We start from the raw sequence: 15,937 nt of genomic DNA, 5'->3' as shown, positions 1-15,937 counted from the left end.
AATGCCACGTTTATTAGGTGTAGATATTCCTGCCAATAAGTCAATATATGTGGCTCTAACTCACATATATGGAATAGGTTTTTCTTTATCTAAGAAGATAATTCAAAAAAGTTTTCTGAATGCAATTAAGCCGGAAAATAAAATGGATCTAGAAGAGAAAAAAAAATTAGAAGGATTTTTGAGAATAAGAGTTAAAGATTTAACAAAGGATCAATTATCTGCTATATCTCAAACTATCCTGCAATTGCAAAAGAACGAAGAAAAATATGTTTATTACGAATTCCTATTTGAGGGTGATCTTAGAAAGAAAGTTATGGATAATATTAAAAATCAGATAGAAATAAACAGTTATGTTGGAATCAGACATAAACGTGGATTACCTGTACATGGGCAAAGAACTAGAACTAACGCAAGAACTAGAAAAGGTCCAAGAAAAACAGTAGCCAACAAAAAAATTGAAAGTAAATAGTTAGTGTCAGTACAAGCCTCCAAAAAAAAGAAGAAGATAGTACTTCGTTCTGGTATCGTTCACATAAGTGCGACGCTGAATAATACACTTATCACAATTACTGATGAAGATGGAAACTGTGTTTTGCATGAATCAGCAGGAACCTTGAACTATAAAGGAACCAAGAAAGCTACTCCTTATGTTGCTAATTTAGTTGCCGCAAAGATTGCAAAAAACGCACAAAATATAGGTGTTCAAAATTTAATAATAAAAGTTAAAGGTATTGGAAAAGGTAAAGAAATAGCGATTAGAACGCTTGCTTCCTTTGGTTTCAACATCCCAGAAATCATTGATGTAACTCCAATTCCACATAATGGATGCAGACCTCCGAAAAAACCGAGGTAATTTTGTATTAAAATTCTAGAAAGATATAAACAATGGAAAAAATACCAAAATTCAATATAGATGCAAAAGTTAACACTTCTAATCAATATTTAGCTACAGTAGTAATTTCTCCTCTTAAACAAGGGTTCGGTGTTACCATCGGTAACGCATTAAGAAGAGTTCTTCTTAGTTATATTCCTGGAGCTGCTGTATTTGCTGTAAAGATCAATTCACTTTCTCACGAATTTGCATCTATTGATGGTGTTTTCGAAGATGTAACAACAATTATCTTGAATCTAAAAAGGCTAGTTATTCAAATAGATGAGAATGTTTTAAATGTTGATGATTTAGAAGAAAAAACAATTAGTGATTGACCAACTTTAAAAGTAAACAAAGATAAAAAAGGAACTATTTACGCTAGAGACATAGTTTGCCCTCCTGGAGTAAAGATAATCAACAATGATCTTAAGATTTGCGAATTAACAGAGGATGTTAATTTCGATATGGAATTATTTGTAAGTATGGACAGAGGATACAGAAGCTTTACAGAAAACAGAGAAATATTAAACACTCTAAAAATTATTGCTGTTGATTCAATGTTTTCTCCTATTACAAAAGTTGAATGAAAAGTTACAGAAGAAAAAACAACAAAACAAGGAACAACAGACAAGCTAACAATGACTGTTGCAACCAATGGTTCTATAAAAGCTATAGATGCAATTGCATTAGCTGCTAGAACTCTTGGATCACTCTTGGAACCAATTGCTGAATTCAATCCTGAAATTTCAAAAAGAAAACTATTGAGTGATTCAGAATTGGCAACAAAAAAAGCAGTTATATCTACTCCAATAGATGAATTGGAATTGACTATGAGATCATTCAACTGTCTAAAACAAAATGGTATTAATACAATTCCAGAATTAATCAATATCTCATTTGCTGAAGCAGAAAAAATAAAAAACCTTGGTAAAAAAAGTCTAAACGAAATAATTGCTAAATTAGCTGAAAGAGGTCTTAAATTCAAAGACTAAGACCAATGTCTTACATAAATAGTCTTGGTGTAAATACGTCTACCAGAAAGATGACTACTAGACAACAGATATCTGATGTCTTCTCATATGGCTACATAATTACAACAAAGTCAAGAGGAAAATTAACTCAGAGATATCTAGAAAGAATGATTACTCTTTCTAAAAGAGGAACTTTAGCTGATAGAAGAAGAGTAGCATCAGTTATATTAAGAACCAGCAAATATGAAAAAGATCAACTATTAAATAAGATCTTTACTGATATAGCTAAAAAATATAAAGATAGAAATGGAGGTTGTACAAGACTATTAAAGCTACAAGAAAAAGACAGAGTTGTTCTTTCTTTAGTTTAGTTGTATCTGTTAGTTGTATCTTTCTAAACGATTATTACTTGTTTAAGAATTTGTAACTGTTCATACCTGGATATTCAACAAATAATTTGTCAGCTATTGACTTAGCTAATTCAATTCCTGCTAAAGCTTCAACCAAAGAAAGAGCTATATCCATAGAGCATCCTGCATTCTGTCCAGTAATAACTTGTTTATCAACAACAATTTTTTTGTTCAATCAACGTTCTTGGAACTCTCCTATTAACTCAGGATTGTTGTAACTAGTAAATTTAAGATCTGAAGCTTTGTCTTCAAGAATACACAATAAGGCAACTGGGGCAGCACATAAAGCAGCTATCCATTTAGTCTCGTCATCATAAAACTTTTTAAGAGCTGTATGCAATCTTGATTCATTTTCTTCCTTCTCTATATTAGAAGGCGTTAAGTAACTTTTATACCCTGGCCCTCCAGGAAGATAAATAGCATCATACTGAACTAAATTAGTTCCTTTGATTGCAAAATTAGAAAATACTTTTAAATTTGAATAGTTAAGATTGAAGTTAGCTTTTGTATCGTAAACAATTACATCAACTATAAATTTAGCTCTTCTTCAAATATCGACAGGAATAATCAATTCCATGTCCTCAACATTATTAGGACAAATAACAGCTATTCGAACTTGTTTATCGGGAAAGGACATAAATAAATTAACAAACTTACGTATATATTAAAAATGGTGGAAGCGAGGGGAATCGAACCCCCATCCAACGTACCAGCAACACCGATCTCTACAGCTTAGTCTTTTTTTAAAAAAGACAATTACCCCTACTTCAAGATTTTAATTACCCCCTTCCTCAGAACCCTAAAGAGGCTCTACTAACTAGTAGCTAAGTTGTAGTTGCTCCAAGGGTGAACTCATCAGCAAGTTAATTGCTGAACGAGTTGCACGTCTCGCTCTTTTTTTTGCGTTTACGTATACAGCTGTAAAGGGCTTACCCTGCTGCAATCAGTGTCCTTATAATACACTGTCGAACCCAATAAACACTCCCGTTTAGTGGCACAGAGAAAACGAGAAATATTTAACTCTGTTGTTTCAAATTATAAATATGAAGAACTTTCACGAATAAAATTACTATCATTTATTATTAAATAGATAAAGAATATGGAAAATAAAAAACATAAATTAACGGCTAGCACTCTTGAAACAATGAAGAGCGAACTAGATAAGTTAGTGAATGTTGACAGAATAAAAGTAATTCAAGAAATAAAAGCAGCTAGAGCAAATGGTGACTTGTCAGAAAACGCAGACTATGAATCAGCTTTAAATCACCAGAAAGTTATAGAAGGAAGAATAGCTGAATTTAAAGCAGTTATAGATAACCACATACTTATTAAAGATATAGACGGAGCTGAAGGAGGAGATATAGTAAAAATTGGTTCTAAAGTAAAGATTCTTGAAGTAGAAGACGGAATGGAAACTTCTTATGAGATACTTGGTTCTGTTGACAATAACCCCCAAATAGGAAGAATATCAAACGAATGTCCTCTAGCTAAATCTATGTTAGGTAAAAAGGTAGGTGATGTGGTTGAAGTACAAAATGTAGTTTCTCCTTACACGATAAAAATTCTTGAAATTTCATAATTAGATAGGTATATTGTTTAGCGAAAACGGCCAAGAGGCAAAAAGTAACATGGTTAATGAAGAAATAACTTCTTCAAAAAATGAATTAATAGCTATAGATACTCTTAACAATTGTGAGTGCAACATTGGGCTTAAAGCTAGATTTTGAAATCCAAAAATGGAGCCCTTTATTTCTAGCAAAGCTCACGGTAGGTATATTTTTGACAATGAAAAATCTTCTATTTTTATAAAAGTAGCATATCAGTACATTATGGATTTAGTCAGCGCTGACGCTGACATTATGTTAGTTGGAGTTAAAAACAAAGCTAACTCTCCAATAATTGCAGAAGCAGCTTCAAGAGTAAAAGTTTTTTATCTAACTCAAAGATGATTAGGTGGTTTATTGACTAACTTTAAAACCATCAGCCTAAACATCAAAAAGCTAAATGATTTAGATGAACTTTTAAGCGATCCTAATTTGCAAGACGGCTACACAAAAAAAGAGTTGGTACAAAAAACAAAACAAAGAAATAAATTAGAGAAATTTTACGGAGGTATAAAAAATTTACAGAAATTACCTGACCTAATAATTCTTTTCAATCCTTGCGAGGATATTACTTGCCTAAAAGAAGCTAAAAAAATGAAAATTCCTGTAATTGCTTTAGCTAATACAAATGCAGATCCTGATTTGATAGATTTCATAGTTCCAGGAAATAATACTTCAACAAAATCTGTATATCTAATAGCTAATTTGTTATGTGATGCAATTGCTCAAGCGCAAGGAAACCAAACTTTGATAGCATTTAAAGATCCCTCTGAAATAGTAATTCCGGAAGAATACTCATCTAAGCCAAAAATGAATGAAAGAGGAAATATTTCTTTTTTATAAACAATACCTAGAACCTAGGTTTAATCTTTCTTGAAGTTATTTAACTTACCTAGCTAAGAATTTATTTCATGTCAGAGTATTTCCTGCGCCTAAGCAAAAGCCTGTTGTTTTTCAATATTTACTCTTTGTAGACAACAATACTACTGATGAAAAAATTTCTTTTTATACAGACCAAGGCATACAACCTATTCTACTAAGAACAGATGAAATAAATGCTTTAAATAAAGATCATTTTTATTTAGTGTTGGGTCAATTTAAAGAAATAGAAGAAAATTTAAGATTACTAAGGCAATGCCAAGTAAAAGCTTGATGAGATCAAATATATATGGAAGCAGATAATAAAAAACCTGTTTGAAAAAGAAGAGTTTCAATAGTAGAAGCTATATATGCAGATCTGATGACTGAAAAATTAAAAAATAAAGAAAAACTAGATGTGACTGAGGAAAGAAAAGAATGAATTGACTTTGAGAAACAAATATTTGATAAATATTTAAGAAACAAAGAAGATTACAAACAAATAATAAATAGATATTTGAAAGAAGGATGAGAATGAGAAAGAATAAACCCAATTACAGTATCGATATTATTAGAAGCTATTTCAGAGTCACAAACCTTTGACACCCCAAAACTAGTCTTAATAACTCAGTCAATTAAGACTGCGAAAAATTATTGCGGAAATACAGAATACAGAATTGTTCATGCTCTTTTAGATAATTACTTTAAAGAGACAGAACATTAAACTTTTAACATATGAAGAATCTCGTATTTAAATACAAAAAGTTACATGCCAGAGGAATTTTCCTCTCCAACAAATTAATACCTATTTTTGTTCTATTCTCTGCTGCTGATACTAGCAGCAATGAATTAATACCGGGATTAGGTAGAGAAACAAGCGGAATAATAGCTGCTGCAGGAATGGGATTATTCCTAATACTCGGATTAATATATGCAATAAAAACAGTAAAGGAAGTAAAAGCTCTCAGATACTTTCTTAAAGAAGACAAAGCAAATTCAAAAAGATTATGGAAGGGTCTAGGGCTATTTTTTATCTCGTGAAATATCCTCTTAGTCTGTGCTTGTTATATGCTAATAAAAACGGAAGTAGATACGTTTAAATACGTAACCTATGCTCTAACGGCTGTAACAGCAGTTCTTGGAGTAATCTCTAACGTCTATATAAACACTTTTGAATGCTTTAACTACTTCAAAATTTATAATGGAAAATACAAGGATACTATTATTCCTGAGATTATCAACGACATAGATCAAAGAAAAGTCGCCAGGAAAAGAATGAGAGGTAGATAGAAATTGTCAAATTCAACAGATTTTACGGTCAATCCAGGAAATCCAGATCTAAAAGTAAGACAAAATACGGCGTTTTCTGCTCTTTCGCTTAAGTGAAAGAGAAAACACTGATATTGCTTAGTTGCTTGCAATATATGTTTGACATTGCTGATAGTTCTAGACAGAATATTAGTTTCTCAAGGAATAAAAGAAAGACCAGAAAATATTGTTGTAATTGCTCTAGGTCTACCAGCAGTTATGACTCTCTTGTTGTACTACATGAAGACCGCAACTTCAGAATATAGAGATTTTTCTACCATAATTAAAAAGGAAAGATTAAAGTACTACTATAGAGGTACAGCTTGTACATTTGTATCATGCAACTTAACTCTTTTAGCGTTGGTTTTTTCTGTTTGTATGGGCGCAGACAGCACAGCAATTAGCGCCATAGCTTATACATTTATAGTTTTTTGCATGTTCTTAGGAGTTGGTTCTTCAGCTTTAATTTCTTATTATGAATTCTGTGTTTGCTTTGACATTTTCTACCACAAAAATAAAGAAACGATCATTAAGGAATACTTAATAAGGCAACATAACCTTAAAATTCTAGAAGAGGATGAAAAAGAAGAAGACGAAGAGATAGAAGAGGTCGATGCTAATTAAGAAAAAAGGAGGGCAAGCCCTTATTGGTTTAGTTGAATCTGTAGCTGAGAAGAATAAGTTAACACCTGAAATAGTGGCTAATTTATTGGCTCAGGCGCTAAAAACTGCATTCCTTAAAGAGTACCCAGATAACGTTGTAGATGTTGTTGTTGATCTTGAAAAAAGCCGAATAGAGATATGGAGAGAATTGATGGTTGTTACAGATGAATTCTATAAAACAGATGGTTTCGAGGATGCAGAAACTCTTATCCCAATTTCTAAAGTAAATACTCTTCCTAAAACATCTAAAAACCCTTCCAGACCGAAAATAGGTGATTTGGTTTACAAAGAAGTAGACATGAATCAATTTGATGGAAAGATAACTACAAACATTCAAATATTCTTCAAAAAATTAACAGAAAACGAAGTAAGTAGAGTTACATGTCAAAAATGAATTCAATATCAAGGAACTGTTCTGGAAGGAACAGTAGAAGAAATACTGGAAAACAAGGATGATAGATCTCTTAAAAAGATAATTGTTTCTATGATCGCTCCTGACGGTTCAACAGCCAAAGGGGTAATTACTAAAGCTGATTTAGTTTGATTTGATGTTCACGGAAATAGAGTTTATGAGAACCTTTCTTTGGGGCAGACATATCTTTTCTATATCAAAGAAGTTTCAGAAATAAATGTACACTTCCCAATCATCCTATCTAGAACAGATGCTGAAATTGTTAAATACTTGATGACTAAACATATCTCAGAAATATCTGAAGGATTAGTAGAAATAAAAGGTATAGCCAGAATTGCTGGACAAAAAAGCAAAGTATTAGTTTCTTCTAACAGTAAAAATATTGATCCTGTAGGTTGTTGTATTGGTCCAAAAGGTAAGAGATTGAAAGTTATTTCCAGCGAATTAATGAATGAAAAAATAGATGTTATTTTGTGATCAGAAGATCCAGTACAAAATGTGATCAACTCTTTTGTAACAGGAAAAATAATTGGTTATAGATTGGAACCTGAACCAAACACAATTACTCTTATTGCTACTCTAGATAATTTGTTAGCTTGCATAGGAAAAAGAGGTACAAACACAAAATTAGTGTACATGCTTACAAATTGAAAAATAAATATGAAAACAATTCAAGAGGCAAAAGACGAAAATATAGACTACGTGTCAGTTGATGATTCTAAATTTGTCGGTAGTAATAAGATTTCTGAAAGAATTTTCAAAATGCACTTCAAAAAATCTGAAGATATCCTAAACGATTACTATTCAGAAGATAAGTCAGAAAAAGATGGATCAAAAGGAAAGAAATAATAAATTTGTATTCGCTAGACCATTAATTCTTTCGGATTTTGCAAACCAATCAAAAATAGAGATTGGCGCAATTATCAAATATTTTTTTCTAAACGGTAGACTTACAAATTTAAATACTGTACTTACTAAAGAAGATTGTATAACTCTATGTAAAGAATGAAATATAGATTTTGAGGAAGGAACGGAGGAAAAGGAAAATGCGGATCTCTTTGAAGAATACCTCGCATTTACAGATGTAAAAGTATCAGAATTAGAAGAAAAAGTCCCTGTTGTGACCATAATGGGGCATGTTGATCACGGAAAAACTACTCTTTTAGACAGAATTAGAGGGAGTAAAGTAGCTGAGAACGAATTCGGAGGAATAACGCAACACATTGGTGCTTATCAAGTAGAGAGAAATAATAAAAAAATAACCTTTTTAGACACTCCCGGCCATCAAGCTTTCACAAAAATGAGAGCTAGAGGGGCAAATGCAACCGACATAGTAGTACTAGTAGTTGCAGCAGATGATGGAATCAAACCTCAGACTATAGAAGCTATTCAACATACACTGGCAGCTAAAGTAAAAATTATTGTCTTCATAAACAAGATTGACAAAGGAGATAAAAAAGTTGGTGCCCTAAAAAACGAATTAATGGAACATGGTTTGGTGCTAGAAGAATTTGGAGGAGATGTAATCTGCGTACAAGGATCAGCTTTAAAGGGAGATGGAATAAATGAATTACTAGACACAATTCTTCTGGTTGCTGAATTAGCGGAATTAAAAACAACATCAAAAACCCCTGCAATAGGAACTGTTATTGAATCAAAAATAGAAAAAGGATTAGGTTCCACAGCTACACTCCTACTTTTCAGAGGAACCTTAAAGTGTGGGGACTATCTAGTTATGAAATCAGCAGTCTGCAAAATTAAATTAATGACCGGAACTCAAGGAGAAGAAATTGCTTTACTAGAACCTTCATGTCCAGCAAAAGTATCTGGCTTTAAATCCCTTCCAGAAGCAGGAGATAGATTTATCTCTTTCTCAGGAGAGAATGAAGAAAAAGCAAAAGAATACCTAGAAAAATTTGCTCAAATGGAAACAAAAAAAGAAGCCATATTACTAAAAAAACACAAAGACATAAATACTCTAAATGTAATTGTCAAATGCGATGTAAGTGGTTCTTTAGAAGCGATAAAAGAAATAATTTATTCAAACGGTATACCAATTACAGCATCCAATATAGGTCCAGTAACAGATGTAGATTTACAACTAGCAACTATTTCAAATGCCCTTATTATCAACTTCAACCAAAAAATATCTCAAGCAATAATCAATAGAGCGAAAGACATCAAGATAACTATAAAAAACTATAGAAGTGTCTATGAAATAGAAGAAGAATTAATAGACATTATAGAGAAAGACAGAATTATAGAATGAGAGGAACAAAGCCTAGGGAAGGCAAAAGTACTTAAGCTATGACATCACTCAAAAGTTGGTACTATTGCAGGATGTAAGGTGATCTCTGGAAAAATAGAAAAAACAAACAAAATAAAAGTAATCAGGGACGACAATATACTGGTTAACTCAACAATTAAATCATTCAAAACAGAAGCATATGAAATAAAAGAATGCTCTGAAAATCAAGAATACGGAATAGTAGTAAATAACTGAAATGATATAAAGCCAGGAGATATTATTGAGGCGTACAAAATGGTAGAGAAAAAAGAATAAGGTGTTTTACGAAAGCATAGAGGCTAAAAGGCATGTAAAAAAATTACACAATCTGCTTCTTAAATCTTTTCATGAAGATTTAGAGGATCCTTTATTCAAAAGAATCACAATAAATCATTTACGTTTAAACAGAACTAAGACAATAGCAACTGTTTATCTAGATTTAGGAAGTATAAAAGATACAAAAAGAAAAAATTTAGTCCTAAAAAAGATAAACAAATTAAATAATTTATTTAGGAATTCTTTAAGTTCCAGTCTAGACAAATACAGAATCCCCTTCTTTAGATTTGAAGAGGATAAAGTATTTGCCAAAGGAAAAAAAGTAGGACAATTAATTAATTTAGATCTAAACAATGGGAAAGAAAACTAAAGATACAAGAAACGATAAAGCGGGAGGTGCAGGAGATGGTGATGAACTAGAGGATGGTCTGGATCATGCCTCTGAACAAGCAGCTAAATTAAATGATCAGGCATTAGCTTCCTTATTTGTAGAAGCCAACGAAGAAGCATTAGAAAAAGATAATCCGCCAATAAGAGAGTTATTCATAGAAGAAAAGAAACATGATTTAGTAGAGGTATCCAGCAAAGAACCTAGTCCAGAATTCATAAAAGAAATTTATGAATCTTTATCAAGAAAAGAAATACACCACAAAAAATTATTAGAAGAAGGAATCCCGTCCAGTCGAATATTAAGGTTTCTTCTTAAGTTCAAAGAATGATTCAACATACCTCTAAATCCAAAAGAAGAAGTTGTAATTACTCCAGAAAACTGACAAGTCTTTTCAATATTTTTCAAAACTTGAAAAAAGAAAACAACCTCATATATGAACAACTTCAGCTCTTTAACAGATCTATATCTAAGAAAAGAAGAAACCTCCAAATTTATCTTCAAGAGAGAATTAATCTTCATGATCATCATACTACTGTTCAGCACTCCAGTAATAGCTTTATTTCATAAGTCTCCGTACTCAGTAAATGAAATACAAAGAAGCTTCTCAGTGCACTGAACAAACTTTATATTCTCGACAGCAATAATATCTCTCGTATTAGCTCTTGTCCCTCTATTTTTCTTTGCCAGCCTTTGATTTGTGAATGTAAACCATTTACATAAATCTAAATACTTTCACATATTCCTCTTCTGCATATTCACAATAGCATTCATATTTATGGCATTATCTGTCTTCAACGCATGTCTATACTATGCAGTAGATCACAAATGACATCTAACTTCTCCATATCTACCAGCAACTAAATAACTAATTGAAATTCGTCTCAACTGCTTCTATATTTCTTAAATCAGGAAAAGGGGGAGATGGGATTATCTCTTGGCGAAGAGAAAGTAGAGTAAGAATGGGAGGGCCTGCTGGTGGCTCTGGCGGTAAAGGAGGTTCAGTTTATATAGAAGCCGATGAAAACCTAAATAGTCTTTTCCACATAAGACACATAAAGTCCTTGAAAGCAAAAAATGGGGAACAAGGAAGAAATAAAGCGCAACATGGAAAAGATGCAGAAGATGTCTATCTAAAAGTTCCATGCGGAACTAATCTATTCGATAAATCCACAGGAGAAAAACTATACGAATTTATAAATCATGGAGAAAAATATCTAGTCTGCAAAGGAGGAGAAGGAGGAAGAGGAAATTGTTCTTTTAAATCTTCAAGAATGCAAGCGCCCTATTTATATGAATTAGGAGATCCAGCAGAAGAAAAAGAAGTTCTATTAGATTTGCAAAGCATCTCAGATATCGGGCTACTAGGTAAACCTAACGCAGGTAAATCATCTCTATTAAGCCAAATATCCAATGCAAAACCTAAGATAGCTTCCTTTCCTTTCACAACACTAATCCCAGTATTAGGAACAGTCAATTACAAAAATAAAAAATTAGTTGTTGCGGATATTCCAGGATTAATAGAAAATGCATCTAATGGAGCAGGACTTGGAATAGAATTCTTAAAACATTTAAATAGATGCAGAATACTTATACATCTTGTTGATATAAGTAATACTGAACTAATATCAAACATAACTTCAATAGAAAAAGAAATCTCAAACTACTCTGAAAAGCTATTTCAGAAACCCAGAATCCTAGTTCTCAATAAATCAGATTTATTAAGTAAAAATGAAGTTAGTTCAATATCCAAAGAAATAGAAAATCAATTACAAATAAAGCCAATAATTATCTCTACCAAAGAAAAAACAGGAATAGATGAACTACTAGAACAAACGTTTTCCTTGTATGAAAAAGAAATGTCAGATAATCCAAAAATAGAAAAACAAGAATATCTAGAAATCAAAGATAACGAAGAAGATTTTCAACCCTTAAAGGTAGAAAAACAAGATGATATATGAGTAATTTCTCATCCTAAACTTAAATATTGAGTCTACAAAATACCTACAGATACCATAGACAATAGAGCAAGGTTATTACAGAAAATAGAATCCTATGGGGTCAATCAGGAGTTAATAAAAGCAGGCGCACAAAAGGGAGATATGGTTAATTTACACGGTTTAAAATACGAATTCTTAGGTACATAATTGAAAACAAATGTCATTTTTTTAATTGGAGGGGTTTACTCTTCTGTTGGGAAAGGATTAACTCTTGCAAGTATAGGAAGCATACTACAAGAACTAGGTTTCTCTGTATCAATAATAAAGTTTGATCCTTATCTGAACATTAATGCAGGACAACTATGTCCTACAGAACATGGAGAAATATATGTTACTTCTGACGGTCACGAAGCAGATCTAGATATAGGCCACTATGAAAGACTTCTTTGCAAAGAGATACATAAAAATTCATGCTTGACAACAAGTCTTGTCTACAAAAAAATAATAGAGAAGCAAAATTCTGAAGATTTTTTCGGAAGAACCATTCAGATAAATCCACACTTTATAGATGAAATCCATAACTTTATTCATCAACACATAGAACAAGAAAATAACCCTGATTTCTTATTAATAGAACTAGGAGGAACTGTAGGAGATGCAGAATCTAAACACTTCTTAGAAGCTATACAAAGTTTTGAAAAGAAATACGGCAAAAAACATGTCTTATTCATACATATAAGTCCTCTAATATATCTAGAAGTTCCAAAAGAATTCAAAACAAAACCAGCTCAACATTCAATAAAAGAATTGGCAAAATATTGCATAAGTCCAGATATTCTCATACTAAGATCACATTTACCTCCCCCAAAAACAATAAAAACTAAATTATCAAAAATAACTCATCTACCAGAAGAGGATATCATCACCTGCAAAGACAGTAGGCACCTATATCTAGTTCCAGAAAATCTATACAAACAAAAAATACACGAAAGAATACTTAAAAAATTAAATCTTGAACCAAGAAAAAATACCTTTGAAAAATGAAATGAATTTACTAAGAAAATAACTAACCCTAAAAATAAAAAACTAAATGTATCGATAATAGGAGAACACTCTTCAGTATTAGATTCCTATCTATCTATAACTGAGTCATTGAAATTTGCATCCTACGAACTAGGAGTAGATTTAGAAATAGATTATCTAAATCCAGAAGAAATAAAAGACATAAATGTTCTAAATAAATACGGAGCTATATGCGCCCCATATGATTTAAATACAAAAGAAACTAATAAGAAATTATCAGTAATTGAATTCTGTAGAAAAAATAATGTTCCTTTCTTAGGAATAAACCAAGGTATGCACTTTGCTTTCTCTGAATTCATGAAAAACGTAATACAAAAAGATAAACCAGATATATCAATACCTCTTTTCCTGTCTCTTCCTAACACAAGACTAGGAAAAACAGAAATAGAAGTAAAAACAAATACACTAGCTCACAAAATATTCAAAAAAGAAAAAATAGAATTTAGGGAAAGACATAAATATTACTTGAATCCAGAATTACAAAAAATTCTTCAAAATACAGATCTTGTAATATCAGCAACAAGCATCGAAAACCCCAATATTGCAGAAATAATCGAACTTAAAAACCATGCTTTTTTTATAGCTTCTCAATTTCACTCCGAATTCAACACAAATATTCATAAAGTAGTGCCGATTTTCGTAGAGTTTATAAAAGCAGGTATAAATCACATTATTTAAACTCATGCCAACAGTAATACAAAAACCAAGAGGAACAAAAGATCTATACGGAGTAGATTTAAAAAGAACTCAGGAACTCTGTTCAATAATAAGAGATATGTTTATCTCTTATGGATATTCAGAAATAAGGACTCCCATTTTTGAATTCATGGAAGTGTTCGAATACAACGACGAAGCTCTATTAGCTGCCAACAAAGAATTCTTTCAAATCAAAAGTAGAGATAGCGATGGAGAAGTTGCAGAAGATAGAGCAGGTTTTGTTCTAAGGCCAGAAAATACGGCTTCTGTAGCTAGAGCTCTTATAGAAAACAAAATTATGAACAAGCAAGTAGACTACGAACTTAGATACTTCTATGAAGGACCTTATTTCAGATATGAAAGGCCACAAAATGGCAGACAAAGACAATTCACACAAATGGGAATAGAGAAAATAAATGCACATTCAATACACGACGATCTAGAAAATATAGTCATAGTCCACGCTATACAAGAAAGATTAGGAATTCAACTATGCCTAAAGATAAATTACCTAGGAAACGAGAAAACTAAAAAGATATGAAACAATGCACTTCAAGAATACTTCGAAGAATATAGAGACCAATTAACTCCTATTTCCCAGAAAAGAATAAATGAAAACCCTATGAGAATACTTGACGACAAGGTAGATTGCCAAAAGAATTTCGTAAAAAATGCTCCAAAAATAGAAACCTTCCTTACTAAAGAAGAGATGAGAAATATGGAAAAAATAAAAGAACTAATATCAACTCTAAAGATACATTCCATACATGATCCCTGCCTAGTAAGAGGTATTGACTATTACACAGGTCTAATCTATGAATGAATAGATGAAAAAACAGGATTAACCATAATAGCAGGAGGTAGATATGATCACTTATTCGAAAGATTCGGAGAACAAAAAACACCAGCTTTAGGATTAGCTATAGGAATAGAAAGACTTAAAGCTCTATTAGAAAGAGAAGACTATCAATGACAAAATGATCAATCTTATTATCTCTACCTATATCCTCAAGAAGAACTAACTCCAGAATACTACAAATGAGTCTACGAATGAAGAAAACTGATAAGTCAACAATCCTACAAAGTCTACTGTATAGCTAGTTATGAAATCCTATCTCCAGAAAAACACCAGAAAATAGCCAAAAAACAAAGCCAAAATGGAAAAGTTTATATGATAGAAGGTAATGGATATAACTACACAAACGCCGATATAGAAGCGCAATTCAAAAAATTCATAGAATACATGAAAGATAATTAATGGGTTTCAGACCCTGCATAGATTTCTTCAGAAAAAATAAAAAAATCCTTCTAACCCAAAGAGGACAAAAGAAACTACAAAACGTAAAAATAACTGGAACCAAAATTCCTTTCTTTTTCAAACTAAATCTAACTCTACCAGAAGAAAAAGAAGAATATACAGAGATGAATATTCCGATTAACCCTCAAGCAGAGATAACTCCCTACCAAATCTGATCTCAAGTATTTAACTTCCCTTTCGTGCCCAAAAGAAACCCTAAAAAACAAGAAAAATACAGAACAATAGAAGAAAAAATAAAAAATTATCTAGAGAAAAACCTAAATAAATCCTGAATTAATTATCCACTAGAAAAATACGACATATTTGAAGGAAACGACATCTTTGGAGGAGTTCCAGATGGAGAAGAAAGAGACAATAAAGGTAATCCTATTTCAATACTAGAAATAAAAACAATAACTGACATAAAAAATCAAACTAAGATAAACAAATTCTCAGTTCCTCCTCTAAATTATCAATTACAGCTAGCTCTTTATCTATATCTAAAAGGCATAGACACTGGATACATATGTATCTGTTACATGAACCCAGAAAACTGAGAAGACTTAGACACTCTAAAACTAAAAACAACCTTAACTAAGTATACTAACCAACCAAAAACTTTCACAGGCAATATAACTTCCTGAATAGATTCCATAGGAGAATGTCCCTATGAATATCAACTATTAGAGGCCTACTGCAATGACTTCTTAAATGAAAATGAAATCATATTATTCAAAATAAAGATAGATATGGAGAAATATAAAGCAATCCTAGAAAAGTTATGTAAATGATTTACAGAAAACAGAACTCAAAGCCCAACACTAATGGACAAAGAGCTGAAAAACATCCTAAATAACAACAAAAATTGGTAAT

Annotated in this window: 18 protein-coding genes and 1 other RNA gene; 17 read left to right on the top strand and 2 right to left on the bottom strand. The window is 31.7% G+C overall.

The window, feature by feature from the left end:
- Position 1 precedes the first annotated feature (1 nt).
- The 4 genes from rpsM to rplQ are packed head-to-tail and all read left to right on the top strand — an operon-like array spanning position 2 to position 2,213.
- Positions 2–469, top strand: coding sequence for a 30S ribosomal protein S13 (rpsM, locus tag H6411_RS02735; protein WP_216083115.1), 468 nt, complete (start codon positions 2–4; stop codon positions 467–469).
- Positions 470–472: 3 nt separating this feature from the next.
- Positions 473–853 carry a 30S ribosomal protein S11 gene (rpsK, locus tag H6411_RS02730; RefSeq protein ID WP_216083114.1) on the top strand — a complete coding sequence of 127 codons (381 nt, stop codon included), beginning with the start codon at positions 473–475 and terminating at the stop codon, positions 851–853.
- Positions 854–885: 32 nt separating this feature from the next.
- Entirely contained in the window at positions 886–1,863 is a 978-nt protein-coding gene (locus H6411_RS02725) for a DNA-directed RNA polymerase subunit alpha (RefSeq protein WP_216083113.1), read from the top strand.
- 5 nt (positions 1,864–1,868) lie between these two features.
- Positions 1,869–2,213, top strand: a complete 345-nt coding sequence (gene rplQ, locus H6411_RS02720; protein ID WP_216083112.1) for a 50S ribosomal protein L17 — start codon at positions 1,869–1,871, stop codon at positions 2,211–2,213.
- 34 nt (positions 2,214–2,247) lie between these two features.
- Here rplQ and H6411_RS02715 read toward each other — a convergent pair whose 3' ends face one another.
- Together H6411_RS02715 and ssrA are read right to left on the bottom strand one after the other, a co-directional pair.
- On the bottom strand, positions 2,248–2,889 hold the full coding sequence (locus H6411_RS02715; RefSeq protein WP_216083111.1) for a DJ-1/PfpI family protein: 642 nt from the start codon (positions 2,887–2,889) through the stop codon (positions 2,248–2,250).
- A 34-nt stretch (positions 2,890–2,923) separates the two neighbouring features.
- Positions 2,924–3,238: a transfer-messenger RNA gene (gene ssrA / locus H6411_RS02710) on the bottom strand.
- 113 nt (positions 3,239–3,351) lie between these two features.
- On the opposite strand from ssrA, the gene greA reads away from it, so the two are divergent.
- Genes greA through H6411_RS02645 form a run of 13 tightly spaced genes read left to right on the top strand, consistent with a single transcriptional unit; the run spans position 3,352 to position 15,936 of the window.
- Positions 3,352–3,831 carry a transcription elongation factor GreA gene (gene greA, locus H6411_RS02705; protein ID WP_216083110.1) on the top strand — a complete coding sequence of 160 codons (480 nt, stop codon included), beginning with the start codon at positions 3,352–3,354 and terminating at the stop codon, positions 3,829–3,831.
- A 13-nt stretch (positions 3,832–3,844) separates the two neighbouring features.
- Positions 3,845–4,699, top strand: coding sequence for a 30S ribosomal protein S2 (gene rpsB, locus H6411_RS02700; RefSeq protein WP_246307739.1), 855 nt, complete (start codon positions 3,845–3,847; stop codon positions 4,697–4,699).
- Complete coding sequence (locus H6411_RS05870; protein ID WP_246307738.1) at positions 4,671–5,438, top strand: transcription antitermination factor NusB; 768 nt, start codon at positions 4,671–4,673, stop codon at positions 5,436–5,438. Before rpsB ends, H6411_RS05870 begins: the two co-directional genes overlap by 29 nt.
- A gap of 11 nt (positions 5,439–5,449) precedes the next feature.
- Positions 5,450–6,004, top strand: a complete 555-nt coding sequence (locus tag H6411_RS02690; RefSeq protein ID WP_216083109.1) for a hypothetical protein — start codon at positions 5,450–5,452, stop codon at positions 6,002–6,004.
- Positions 6,005–6,007: 3 nt separating this feature from the next.
- Positions 6,008–6,646 carry a hypothetical protein gene (locus tag H6411_RS02685; protein ID WP_216083108.1) on the top strand — a complete coding sequence of 213 codons (639 nt, stop codon included), beginning with the start codon at positions 6,008–6,010 and terminating at the stop codon, positions 6,644–6,646.
- Complete coding sequence (locus tag H6411_RS02680; RefSeq protein WP_216083107.1) at positions 6,636–7,946, top strand: NusA N-terminal domain-containing protein; 1,311 nt, start codon at positions 6,636–6,638, stop codon at positions 7,944–7,946. The genes H6411_RS02685 and H6411_RS02680 overlap by 11 nt, the downstream gene beginning before the upstream one ends.
- Positions 7,924–9,660, top strand: a complete 1,737-nt coding sequence (gene infB / locus H6411_RS02675; RefSeq protein ID WP_216083106.1) for a translation initiation factor IF-2 — start codon at positions 7,924–7,926, stop codon at positions 9,658–9,660. Before H6411_RS02680 ends, infB begins: the two co-directional genes overlap by 23 nt.
- A gap of 1 nt (position 9,661) precedes the next feature.
- Positions 9,662–10,030 carry a ribosome-binding factor A gene (locus tag H6411_RS02670; protein WP_216083105.1) on the top strand — a complete coding sequence of 123 codons (369 nt, stop codon included), beginning with the start codon at positions 9,662–9,664 and terminating at the stop codon, positions 10,028–10,030.
- Positions 10,014–10,916 carry an ABC-2 transporter permease gene (locus tag H6411_RS02665; RefSeq protein WP_216083104.1) on the top strand — a complete coding sequence of 301 codons (903 nt, stop codon included), beginning with the start codon at positions 10,014–10,016 and terminating at the stop codon, positions 10,914–10,916. Before H6411_RS02670 ends, H6411_RS02665 begins: the two co-directional genes overlap by 17 nt.
- Positions 10,917–10,920: 4 nt before the next feature.
- Complete coding sequence (gene obgE / locus H6411_RS02660) at positions 10,921–12,195, top strand: GTPase ObgE (protein WP_216083103.1); 1,275 nt, start codon at positions 10,921–10,923, stop codon at positions 12,193–12,195.
- The gene (gene pyrG / locus H6411_RS02655) at positions 12,196–13,749 is read left to right on the top strand and encodes a CTP synthase (RefSeq protein WP_216083102.1); all 1,554 of its coding nucleotides are present in this window, start codon (positions 12,196–12,198) and stop codon (positions 13,747–13,749) included.
- Positions 13,750–13,753: 4 nt separating this feature from the next.
- The gene (gene hisS, locus H6411_RS02650; protein WP_216083101.1) at positions 13,754–15,025 is read left to right on the top strand and encodes a histidine--tRNA ligase; all 1,272 of its coding nucleotides are present in this window, start codon (positions 13,754–13,756) and stop codon (positions 15,023–15,025) included.
- The gene (locus H6411_RS02645; protein ID WP_216083100.1) at positions 15,025–15,936 is read left to right on the top strand and encodes a hypothetical protein; all 912 of its coding nucleotides are present in this window, start codon (positions 15,025–15,027) and stop codon (positions 15,934–15,936) included. The genes hisS and H6411_RS02645 overlap by 1 nt, the downstream gene beginning before the upstream one ends.
- Position 15,937 lies beyond the last annotated feature (1 nt).

The sequence above is a fragment of the Candidatus Mycoplasma haematohominis genome (assembly GCF_902712995.1).
Lineage (GTDB): Bacteria > Bacillota_I > Bacilli_A > Mycoplasmatales > Mycoplasmoidaceae > Eperythrozoon_B > Eperythrozoon_B haematohominis.
The sequence above is the reverse complement of the archived record's forward strand: the minus strand, read 5'-3'. Positions and strand labels throughout refer to the sequence as shown.